Origin of the sequence: Blastococcus sp. TF02A-35, assembly GCF_004571075.1 — a bacterium.
In the GTDB taxonomy this organism is placed as follows: Bacteria; Actinomycetota; Actinomycetes; order Mycobacteriales; family Geodermatophilaceae; genus Blastococcus.
This window is the reverse complement of sequence record NZ_SPQP01000002.1, coordinates 127,563-138,461: the sequence shown is the minus strand read 5'-3', so window position 1 is coordinate 138,461 and position 10,899 is coordinate 127,563. Positions and strand designations below refer to the sequence as shown.

Sequence of the window (10,899 nt, the reverse complement as noted above, 5' to 3'; positions counted from 1 at the left end):
GAGCGCTCCGCTGGGCCCCGTCACCGGTACGCCACCGTGGTCTGCCCGGTGGCCGCACCCCAGGTCACCGTGCCGCCCTGGAACTGCTGGAGGGCGCCACCGTTCGTGGCGGTCTCGCCGCTGGTCGGGTAGCCCAGGGGGCCGGAGAGCCCGCCGGCGGCCCGCCACGAGGCGGCGATCCCGCCGCGCAGGACGTGCGCACCGGACGCCGCGGACCAGTAGACCGACCCGCTCTGGAAGTTCTGCACCCGTCCGGTCCCCCCGGGGCCGGCTGGGGCCACCTGGCCCGTCGGCAGGCCGAGCACCCCGGCCGGACCGCCGGCCGCCGCGTAGGCGGCGGCGATGTCGGTCGGCAGCACGTACGGCCGCGCGTCCAGCCAGTAGACCGAGCCGCCTTGGAAGCGCTGGACCCGTCCCGCGTAGCGCGGCGTGTCCTCCTCGCCCCCGAGCGGGTAGCCGAGCGAGCCGGTCACGCCACCGGCGGCGCCCCAGGCGCCACCGATCCCGCCACGGACCACGTGGGCGCCGGTGACCGCGGACCAGAGCACCGAGCCGTTCTGGAAGTTCTGCACCCGGCCGTTGCCGCCGGGGCCGGTGGCGGCGGCGTCACCGGTCGGCAGGCCCAGCAGCCCGCCGGGACCGCCCGCGGCGGCGTAGGCGCCGGCGATGTCGCCCTGCAGCACGTAGGGCCGCCCGTCCGCCCAGTAGACCGAGCCGCCCTCGAAGCGCTGGACCCGTCCCGCGTAGCGCGGCGTGTCCTCCTCGCCGCCGGCCGGGTACCCCAGCGCTCCGGTCACGCCACCGGCCGCGCGCCACGTGCCGGCGATGCCGCCACGGACCAGGTGCGCACCGGTCCCGGCGGACCAGAACACCGAGCCGCTCTGGAAGTTCTGCACGACGCCGCCGCGCTCGGCGGGGGTCTCCCCCGACGTCGGGAACCCGGCGGGGCCGGTGGCGCCGCCCGCGGCGGTCCACGCGGCGAGGACGCCTGCCCGGACCGCGTGCGCCCCGGTTGCCGAGGACCAGTAGACCGAGCCGTCCTGGAAGTGCTGGACCCGGCCGCCACCGCCGGTGGTGCTCTGCTCCCCCGAGACGGGGTACCCGAGCACCCCCTCGGTGCCGCCGAGGGCAGCCCAGGCGCCGGCGACGCCGCCACGGACGGCGTGCCCGCCGGTCGTCTCCGACCAGTAGGTGGTCCCGCTCTGGAACTGCTGGATCCTGCCCCGCCCGCCCGGGGCGTCGGTCTCCTCCCCGGTCGGGAAGAGCAGCGGCCCGGCGGCCGCGCCGGTCGCCTCGTACGCGGCCAGCATCCCGCCCCGGACGACGTGCGCCCCGGTGGCCTCCGACCAGTAGATGGCGCCGCGCTCGAAGCGCGACACGGAGCCGGTGCCCGCCGCCGTCTCGTCGGCCACCGGGTAGCCCAGCGAACCGCTCTCGCCGCCCTGGGCGAACCAGTGCCCGGCGATGGCGCCGCGGACGACGTGCGCCCCGGTGGGCTCGGACCAGTAGATGAAGGCGCGCTGGAACTCCGCGCGCACCCCGCGGCCGTCCGGCAGCGCCTTCTCCTCGACGGTCGGCGCCCCCAGCGAGGCCGGGCCGCCCGCCCGCATGTACCCGGCGAGGACACCACCGCGGACGAGCTTGACGCCGGTGGCCGGCGTGAAGAAGAGGGAGCCGCCCTCGTAGGCCTGCCAGACGACGCCCGCGGCGGACCGCTCGGCGCCGGTCTTGTTGCCGAGGACCTTCCGCAGCGCGGGGTCGGAGGCGTACCGCTGCGCGATCTCCGGCGTCACCGCGTTCGCGATGCGGGCCGCGGCCTTCTGCCGGATCTCGCCGAGACGGCTGTAGCCGTACTGGCCGGGGCACGCGGTGCTGCCGACGTCGCGGTGGCCGAAGATCGTCGGCACGGTCACGGCGACGCCCTTCGCGTAGCGGGAGGTGCCGCCACCGCCGGAGACGAGCGTGGTCCTGCCGTAGGGGTCCACCCCGTAGAGCGAGAACTTCCAGCCGATGATCGCGGCGACCGCGTCGACCATCGGCTGGGTCGTGTTGACGGTGTCGTAGTTGCCGAGCATCGAGACACCGAAGGTGCCGGTGTTGAAGCCGCCGGCGTGCGCGCCGATCGGGGTGTCGGCGAGGCCGCCGTCGCGGCCCTCCCACAGCCGGCCGAACTTGTCGGCGATGACGTTGTAGCCGATGTCGCCCCAGCCCAGGCTCACCGAGTGGTAGCGGTAGATCGAGCGCATCATCGCCGGCACCTGGTCGGCGGTGTAGTTGTTCGTGTCGGCGGTGTGGTGCAGCGTTGCCGCCTTGATCGTGGGGGCGTACTCCGGCGCCCAGCTCCGCAGGGCCGGGTCGGCGCCCCACTGGGCGCGGGAGTACACCGGCGGCATCTCCGTCGCGGCGTCCGCCGTCTCCTGGATGTCCGCCTCGCCCAGGGCCGTGTCGGCCGCGCTCGTACCGGGGTCGATGAGGTCCAGCCGCACGTCCTCGGGCCGGGCGCCGGAGCGGGTCACCAGCTCGGCCTGGACGCCGGTGCTCGGTCCGGTCCAGAGCGGGGCAGTGCCGCCCCGGGCCTCGCCGGCAGGGCCGGGGCCGGTCTGCTCGAGGCCCTCGCCTTCGATGGTCGTCCACTCGCCCCAGTCGCCGTCCCCGTTCTGCACGCGGACGTGCACGACGGTGTCGGTGATGGCGGGGTCGTGCGCCCACGTGACGCCGACCAGGGAGAACCCGGCGGCGTCGGTGCGGGTCACGGTCAGGGCCGGCGCGCTCGTGGGCGCCGCCTGGTCGGGGGCCTCGCCGAGGTCGCGGACCTCTGCGTCCTGCGCGGGGGCGGTGACCGAGCCCATCGAGATCTGCTGCGCGGAGGTCTGCACCGGGACCGGGGCCGGGCGCGGCGCCTCGAAGACGGGGAGGAACAGGATCACCCCGGCCAGGACGAGGAAGACGGCGAGCCCTGTGAGCAGTCGGCGCACGACGAGAAGTCCTTTCGCGGTCGGCCGTTGCTCGCGCTCCGCAGCGGGAGGACGCGGCATCTCCCTTCGTGTTTCGTCAGGAGAGCCGACCTGTTGAGTCGTGATCGACGATCGCACGGCAGGAGGCCCTGTTCCCGGTCGACACGCACCCCCGTGAGGCGTGTGACGGGTGCGTCACAAGACACCCGCCGGGGCCAGGCTGGCACCCGTCGACCGGCGGTTGGGGACGGTTCCGTGTCGGACCACTCCCCGGCCGCGGCGGCGTGACTACCCTCGCCCTCGACGATGCACAGAGCGTCACGACTCGTCGGGTCCAGCACCGCAGCTCTCTCGACCGGCGCCGATTCACCGCATATGAGGACAACGTGAGCCGAGACAGCAACGAGCACGGCCGCCCGGGTGGGCGGGCCCTCCCCCCGCGCCTGGACCCCCGGGCCGGACGGCCGTCGCGCCCTCGCACCGGTGGCCCCTCGCAGGGCTCCCCGTCCGACGAGGCCGCGCCGCGCCGCCGCGGGCGCTTCGCCCTGGCGGGCCGGATCACCGCCGGCATCCTCTCGGTCGCCCTGCTGGCCGGCTCCGGCTGGGGCTGGTACCTCGGTCAGGTGGCCGAGGCAGCGGTCAACCGCACCGACGCCATCCCCACCGACGGCAACGAGGACACCTCGAACGCCGGCGAGGCGATGAACCTCCTGCTGGTCGGCAACGACAGCCGCAGCGAGCTGACCGAGGAGCAGCTGGCCCAGCTCAACGCGGGCACCGACTCCGGCGTCAACACCGACACGATGATCCTCGTCCACGTGCCCGCCGACGGCTCCCGGGCGTCGTTCGTCTCCTTCCCGCGCGACTCCTACGTCGACATCCCGGGCTACGGCAAGGACCGGCTCAACGCCGCCTACGCCTACGGCTACACCAACGCCGGCGCCAACGCCTCGGACAAGGCCAAGCAGGCCGCCGGCGCCCAGCTCCTGGTGCGCACCATCAGCCAGCTCAGCGGCCTGAAGATCGACCACTACGCCGAGGTGGACCTGCTCGGCTTCTTCGAGCTGTCCAGCGTCGTCGGCGGTGTCGAGGTCAACCTGTGCAAGGCCGTCGACGACCGCAAGTGGTCCGGCGCCTACTTCCCCGCCGGGGTGCAGACGATCAGCGGCGCCGACGCGCTGAAGTTCGTGCGCCAGCGGCACGGCTTCGGCCCCCAGGGCCGCGGTGACTTCGACCGGATCGTCCGCCAGCAGGTGTTCATCGCCGGCGTGCTGCGCAAGATGCTCTCCGACGAGGTGCTGCTCAACCTGGGCAAGCAGCACGAGCTCGTGCGGGCGGCCTCCAAGGCGCTGACCGTCGACCAGAACCTCAACCTGCTCCAGCTGGCCGAGCAGATGCAGTCGGTGACCGCCGGCAGCATCGAGTTCCAGACCGTCCCGAACGTCGGGACCGGCGAGGAGGACGGCAAGTCGATCGTCAAGCTCGAGGACCGCGAGACGCTGCACGCGTTCTTCGCCGACCTCTCGGCCGAGCCCGAGCCCGCCGCCCCGGCGACCGCCGAGCCCCCCGCCACCGTCGACCCGTCGACCGTGCCGGTCGACATCTTCAACGGCTCCGGCACCTCGGGCCTGGCGGCCAAGGCGTCCTCCGCCCTCGCCGGTGCCGGCTTCCAGGTCGGCTCGACCGGGAACGCCTCCTCCATGGACTTCACGCGGACCGAGATCCGCTACGCGGCCGGCGACGAGGCCCTGGCCAACACCGTGGCCGCGGCCATCCCCGGCGCGGTGCTCAAGGAGAGCACCGACGCCTCCAGCGGCACCGTGCAGCTGGTCCTGGGCAGCGACTTCAACGGCGTCGGCCAGGCGGTCACCCCGCCGGCTCCCGCCGCGGCGCCGGAGGCCGAGGACGCCCGCACCGCGGCCGACACCACCTGCATCAACTGATGCCCGCAGCTCCCGCGACCCCGGCCGACCTGCTCGCGCAGGCCCTGCGCCGATCCCCCGCCACGCCGCTGGTCACCTACTACGACGACGGCAGCGGCGAGCGGGTGGAGCTGTCGGCGACGACCCTGGCGAACTGGGTGGCCAAGACGGCGAACCTGCTCCAGGAGGAGTTCGACGTCGCTCCCGGCAGCACCGTCGCGGTGGCCCTCCCGGTGCACTGGCAGACCGCCGCGGTGCTGCTGGGGGTCTGGAGCTGCGGCGCGACGGTGCTCGACACCGCCGCGGAGGACGACGGCCGCCTGGACGGCGTCGACGTGGTCCTCGCCTCGCGCGACCGCCTGGCCGCCCTGGAGGAGGTCGGCGTCGACGAGCTCCTCGGCCTGTCGCTGCACCCGCTCGGCATGGGCATGACCGGCTACTCCGGCCCTGCCCGCGACTTCGCCCTCGAGGTGCGGGCGCATGGCGACGTCTTCGTCCCGTGGTCCCCGCCGCGGCCGGAGGACCCCGGCCTGGTCCTGGGCGGGCTGGAGATCCCGCTGGGCGGCCTGGTGTCGACCGCCGCCGAGCTGGCCACCCGCCTGGGTCTCGTCGAGGGCGACCGCGTGCTGGTCGACACCCGGGTGGCCGCCGAGGCCGGTCCCGCCGCCTGGCTGCTCGCGCCGCTGTCGGCCGGCGCCTCCGTCGTCCTGGTCAGCGCCGGGGACCCCGACGGGATGGCGCGTCGGGCGGCCTCCGAGCGCGTGACGGCTACCCTCGGTTTCCGGGTCGAGGGTGTCCGGGAGCTCGGGCGCAGCGCCTGACCCGCGTGGCGGTGACGCGGTGACCTTCTCGATCGTGGCCCGGGACCCGGTGACCGGGGACCTGGGCGTCGCCGTCGCCTCCTGCATCCTCGCCGTCGGCCGGGCCGTACCCGGTGCGCGGCCGGGGGTCGGCGTGGTCGCCGTCCAGGCGCGCAGCCGGCGCGGGCTGGGCGCGACGCTGCTGGAGGGGCTGGCCGCCGGCGGCACCCCCGAGGCGCTCGTCCGCCGCGCCGCCCACTCCGCCGAGGACGCCGACCGCCAGATCGCCGTGCTGGACGCCGGCGGCCGGGTCGCCGCCGACACCGGCCGGGGCTCGCTGCCGGTGAGCGGCCACGTCCTCGGCGACGGCTTCAGCGTGCAGGGCAACCTGCTGGCCTCCGACGAGGTCCTCCCGGCCATGGCGCGGGCGTTCACCACCACCAGCGGGCGGCTGCCCGACCGGCTGCTGGCCGCCCTGGCAGCGGGCCAGGACGCCGGCGGCGACCTGCGCGGCCGGCAGTCCGCGGCGGTCCTCGTGGTCAGCGGCAGCCCCGCCGACGAGGACGACGACGGGGTCCGGGTGGACCTGCGGGTGGACGACTCCGGCGACCCGGTGGCGCAGCTGCGGATGCTGCACAACCTCCAGCGGGCCTACGAGGACCGCGACTACGAGTACCTGGCGCTGTTCGCGCCCGAGGGCGCCCGCGAGCTCTACGCCGCCCTGGCCGCCTCCCGGCGCGGCGACCGCGAGGGCGCCCGGCTGGCCCTGGAGGCCATGCGCAGCCGGCCGGGGTGGTCGGGCTGGCTGGGCGCCATGGCCGGGGACGCCCGCCTGTCGGCCGTCTCGCGCCTGCTGGGCTGACCCCCGGCGACCGTCAGTTCCCCGCGGTGTCGGCGGACTGCTCGCACGCGTCGTCGTCGCGCTCGTCGATCAGCGGCTGCTCGACGATCCGGTAGATCTGCGCGCCGCCGTTGTCGAACACCAGCTGCAGCGACTCGACGTCGGCCAGGCCGTTCAGCCCGGGGGCCCGCTTCATCGACGGGATGATGACGCCCTCGGCGACGTACACGTACTCGATGTTGTACTCGTCGACGATCTGCCGGATCTCCTCGCTGGAGTCCAGGCAGTTGAACCGCGTGCGGACCGCCTCCTGGTCCGGCTCGAGCGCCGGCCGGATCGGCGTGAGCACCGCCTGGCCGAACATCGGCCGGACCCCGTGGCGTGCCCACATCCAGGCCGAGCCGTCGCTGGGGTCGTTCATCACCACCTGGTCGTCGGGCACCAGGCGGGCGATCTCCTCCATCGCCTCGTACTCCGGAGCGGTCACCGACCCGCCCGTGCCCGGCCCGAACTGGAGCTGCATGCGGGAGCGGTTGTAGTCGCTGTAGAAGCCGTTGCTGAGGAATCCGAAGACGCCCAGGACGGCGGCCAGCGCCACCCACCGGACGACGGCTGTGCGTCCCCCGGCGGCGGCGGGCCCGTCCGCGGAGGTCGTCGCGGCACGGCGGCGTGCCACCACCCGCCCGGCGAGCGCGGCCAGGAAGTCGGCCGCGACGATGACACCGTGGGTGGCCAGCATGCCCAGGCCCAGGGTCGCCATCGCCGCGAAGCGGAACCGGTCGTTCCACCACGGCCCGGTCATGAGGGCCACCAGGCGGCCGTCGTACGCCGCGGCCATCACCAGGAGGACGGCGAAGAACGCGCCGGTGGCCGGCCACCAGGCCAGCCGGCCGAGGCGGCGGATGCCCGCGAGCCCGATCACGAGCAGCACGAACAGCCAGATCTGCGGCAAAGGCGCGTCGTAGTTGAACAGCAGCAGCTCACCGACCGCCTCACCGGCGTTCTGCACCGCGGGCCAGTCGTACTCCGCGCCGTTGTCGCTGTTGGAGACCGCGGTGACGACCGCGGGGAAGGCCACCACCACGGTGAGCAGGCTGATCACCGCGAGCGGCACGAGGTCGGTGCTCAGCCGGCCCTCACGGGTGCCCCAGCGCTGGAGGAGGAAGGCGGCGGCGAAGATGCCGGCGGCCAGCGCCGCGCTCGGGTGCACCAGCAGCACACCGGCGGCGCCGAGGACCGACAGGCCGGCCAGGCCCATGGAGCGCTGCCGCAGCGACCCGACGAGCAGGGCGAGCATCGCCGGGACCAGCGCCAGGCCGAGCGCGAACGGCCAGATCGGGCCGCGCCACATGATGTCGGTCGGGAAGGCGGCGATGCTCACGCCGATGAAGGGGGCCACGAGCGCGTGGCGGAGCATGTCCAGCTGCCACACGACGCCGACCAGGCCCAGGGCCAGCACGGCCGGGACGGAGGCGACCAGGGCGTTGGTGGCGACGACCGGGTTGATGCCGAAGTCCACGACCAGCGCGGCGAGGGCGTGGAAGGCGTCGGGGTAGTAGTTGGACCCCGGGGTGAAGTGGTTGACGGCGACGACGGCCGAGGGGTCGGCGTTCCGCGTCTCGCTGATCAGCGTGACCGCGTTGACGTGGAACAGCGCGTCGAACCCCTGGTTGATGGCGGTCAGCCCGCCCATCCCCCACACGGCCGTGCCGGTACCGAGCGCGGCCGCCAGGACGCCCGCCGCCACCGCGAGGAGCTGCGTGCGTACGGGAGGGGCCGGGGCGCGGTCCGCGGCGCGCCACGGCAGGCGCGTGTCGAAGCCGGTCCGGCGCAGCACGAGCCGCAGCAGCGCGACCGCGAGCGCCACCACGAGCACTGCGACCACGAAGGTCACCGGGCGCCAGGGCAGCCCGGTGCCGGTCGCGACCCGGCTGATCGCCGTGACCAGCCCGAAGGAGACGACGGGGGCCGTCGCGACCGCGATGACGAGCCGTGCCCCCGCCGAGAGGCTGACCACCAGACCCGGGAGGATCAGGAATGCGGCGGTGAGGGCGATCGCCGCCACGCTCGTGCTGGACACAGAAGACCTCCAAGCTGATGGCCCCGCCGGGCTCCCGGCCCGCTGCTCCGGGCCACGCTCGAGTCGAGGGTTCGCTGAGCCGGACAACGACGTGGACACGGCCCGTCGGCGCAGCCCGTCGGCGCGGGGACGTCTCGGAGGATAGTCGAGCCGCCGCCTCCGACCGCGGTCCCGCGGGCCGCACCGGCCCGGGCGTCACACCCGGCACACCCGCCTCTCCGGCGGCCTCGCCGGGCACCGGTCAGAGGGTGTCGGGGTCCAGCCGGGCGAGCACCGCCGGGTCGATCTCGCGCTGGTGCAGCGGCAGCACGAGCTCGGTGACCAGGTCGGTGAGCTCGGCGATGCGCAGGTTCAGCCGCCGCGCCTCGTGCAGCCCCCCGCCGAGCTCGTCGGCCCGCCGGCCCAGCTCCTCGGCGCGCCGGTCGAGCTCCGCGGTCCGCCGGTCGAGCTCCTCGACGCGCCCGCCCAGCTCGCGGGCCTGCGCGTCCAGGCGCTCACGGAGCCCGGCGTTCTCCTGCTCCAGCGCGTGCAGCCGGTCGCGCAGCGCGGGCAGCTCGCCCTGCATCTCCAGGGCGGCAGGGGCCAGCGCACGCCGGACGAGGCCGACCGGTCCGCGGGTGAATCGGCGTGGGCTCATCGTCTTCTCCGTCGGAAGGTCAGGCGGGACAGCGGAACGAGCTCCTCGTCGGGCGCGTCGAACCAGGTCATCGGTTCCGTGCAGGGGGTGGCCTCGTCGAGCACGAGCCCGCGGGCCTCCGCCTCGGCGACCACCTGCGGGAGGGTGAGGTGCCGGTGCGGTGCGATGCCCGCGTAGCCGTGGTCGGCGACGACGTCGAAGTGGGCGGCCGTGCCGTCGCGCAGCAGCATCGAGCACAGGCGGAAGAGGTTGTCCCGGCCGCGGTCCTCGAGGGCGTTGAGCAGCCGGCGCCCGAAGACCGTCCACTGCTCGGGGCGCGCGGCCAGCTCCGCCCCGAGCCGGACGACCGCCCCGGTGTCCAGCAGGTTCAGCGCGGTGAACGGCACGTCGACACCGCGCTCGGCCGCCAGCTCGCGAGCCGCACGCAGCATGTATCGGGAGAAGTCGACCGCCCGCACCGTGCGGCCCGCCTCGACCAGCGCCACCGCGTCCGCGCCGAGGCCGCTGCCGAGCTCCAGCAGGGCCGAGCCCTCGGGGGTGCGGGCGTGCACGTCGCGCGCGAAGGCGCTCAGCCCGACGCCGGCCCCGGTCATCTCCCCCGGCGCCGCCAGCTCGACGAGCGCCTCCCAGGACTCGCGCTCGACGTTGTAGTCGGCGAACCAGCCGTAGAACCGCTGACCGGTCGAGGGCGGGATCTCGAAGGCGAACGAGGGGTCGGGGCTGCGCCAGCCGGGGCCGTACACCTGCTCGAGCAGGAACTCCGGCTGCGCCGGAGCCGGCTCCGTGCGGCCCTCCACCGTGAGAGGTGTGGTCGGGAGCAGCGGCGTCGCATCCGCCAGCGGCGTGCGGACCATGAAGTAGTGGTGGTACCAGCCGTCCATGAGGAAGCTCGGGAAGACGTCGACGTAGTGGTCGGTGACCCCCTCGTGCTCGACCACGACCTGCAGGTGGCCGACGGACAGCCGGAGGACCTCGAACCCGGCGGCCCGCAGGACGCGGCCGAGCCGGAAGCTCTCGCGGGCGACGTCGGCGGGGTGCTGCCACCTGCTCAGGTAGGCCAGGTCGGCGTCGTCGTCGTGCGGCAGCACGTGCCCGTTCTCCCGCACCGCACCCAGCAGGGTCCCGCAGGTGATGGTCACCACCGGGCCCAGCTGCGCCTCCACGACGGCGCGGATCGCGTCGAGGGAGTCCAGCATCCGGTCGACCTGGCCGGCGGGGGCGTCGACGAGGGCGCGGCCGAGCCGGTCCCACTTGTTGACGACCAGGGGGCGGTCGTGGCGGTCGACCAGGCGGAGCGGCCCGTCGGCACCGATGCGCAGGACCGCCTCGGGGCCCTCCGCGGCGCCGCTGTGCCGGATGCGCACGCGGAAGCTGCCCGTGAGGCGCTGCCGCAGGCGCTCGGGCCACGGCTGGAACCGCAGCCGCTCCACCGGGACGCCGGCGGGCTGCCACTCGGGAGGGACACCGGTGCCGGGGTTCTTGAACGACCACACCCGGCGCCCGTCGAGGTCGACGTCGAAGGTGCCACCCCTGTCGTCGGCCACCTCGAAGACCAGACCGGTGGCGTTCGGCCAGACGGAGCGCAGTGCGGACATACCCACCCGGAGGAGCTGGAGGACGTGCGTCGGGCGGCTCCCAGGCTACCGGAGGCGGCCGGCCGAGACG

At 74.8% G+C, this 10,899-nt stretch carries 7 protein-coding genes; 3 read left to right on the top strand and 4 right to left on the bottom strand.

The window, feature by feature from the left end; all coding sequences use genetic code 11:
- Positions 1 to 20: 20 nt before the first annotated feature.
- Positions 21 to 2,975, bottom strand: a complete 2,955-nt coding sequence (locus E4P43_RS01530; protein ID WP_135143650.1) for an N-acetylmuramoyl-L-alanine amidase — start codon at positions 2,973 to 2,975, stop codon at positions 21 to 23.
- 365 nt (positions 2,976 to 3,340) lie between these two features.
- Between E4P43_RS01530 and E4P43_RS01525 the strand changes: the two genes are divergently transcribed.
- From E4P43_RS01525 to E4P43_RS01515, 3 genes are read left to right on the top strand one after another with little or no spacing between them, the layout of a single operon-like run.
- Positions 3,341 to 4,897 (top strand): LCP family protein, encoded by a 1,557-nt coding sequence (locus E4P43_RS01525; RefSeq protein WP_135143649.1) that lies wholly within the window; start codon positions 3,341 to 3,343, stop codon positions 4,895 to 4,897.
- Complete coding sequence (locus tag E4P43_RS01520) at positions 4,897 to 5,697, top strand: TIGR03089 family protein (protein ID WP_135143648.1); 801 nt, start codon at positions 4,897 to 4,899, stop codon at positions 5,695 to 5,697. The genes E4P43_RS01525 and E4P43_RS01520 overlap by 1 nt, the downstream gene beginning before the upstream one ends.
- A 19-nt stretch (positions 5,698 to 5,716) precedes the next feature.
- The gene (locus tag E4P43_RS01515; RefSeq protein WP_135143647.1) at positions 5,717 to 6,538 is read left to right on the top strand and encodes a DUF1028 domain-containing protein; all 822 of its coding nucleotides are present in this window, start codon (positions 5,717 to 5,719) and stop codon (positions 6,536 to 6,538) included.
- Between the two features lie 13 nt (positions 6,539 to 6,551).
- On the opposite strand, the gene E4P43_RS01510 is transcribed toward E4P43_RS01515, so the two are convergent.
- The 3 genes from E4P43_RS01510 to E4P43_RS01500 form a co-directional block, all read right to left on the bottom strand.
- Positions 6,552 to 8,597: a DUF6541 family protein gene (locus tag E4P43_RS01510; protein ID WP_135143646.1), complete on the bottom strand. Its 2,046-nt coding sequence runs from the start codon at positions 8,595 to 8,597 to the stop codon at positions 6,552 to 6,554.
- A gap of 241 nt (positions 8,598 to 8,838) precedes the next feature.
- On the bottom strand, positions 8,839 to 9,234 hold the full coding sequence (locus E4P43_RS01505; RefSeq protein WP_135143645.1) for a DUF6752 domain-containing protein: 396 nt from the start codon (positions 9,232 to 9,234) through the stop codon (positions 8,839 to 8,841).
- The gene (locus E4P43_RS01500) at positions 9,231 to 10,829 is read right to left on the bottom strand and encodes a class I SAM-dependent methyltransferase (RefSeq protein WP_135143644.1); all 1,599 of its coding nucleotides are present in this window, start codon (positions 10,827 to 10,829) and stop codon (positions 9,231 to 9,233) included. The genes E4P43_RS01505 and E4P43_RS01500 overlap by 4 nt, the downstream gene beginning before the upstream one ends.
- Between the last annotated feature and the right edge of the window lie 70 nt (positions 10,830 to 10,899).

What these genes read in the sequence shown, in the direction of transcription:
- E4P43_RS01500 (WP_135143644.1), bottom strand. Translation starts at nt 10,829, where the DNA reads ATGTCCGCACTGCGCTCCGTCTGGCCGAACGCCACCGGTCTGGTCTTC.
- E4P43_RS01505 (WP_135143645.1), bottom strand. Translation starts at nt 9,234, where the DNA reads ATGAGCCCACGCCGATTCACCCGCGGACCGGTCGGCCTCGTCCGGCGT.
- E4P43_RS01520 (WP_135143648.1), top strand. Translation starts at nt 4,897, where the DNA reads ATGCCCGCAGCTCCCGCGACCCCGGCCGACCTGCTCGCGCAGGCCCTG.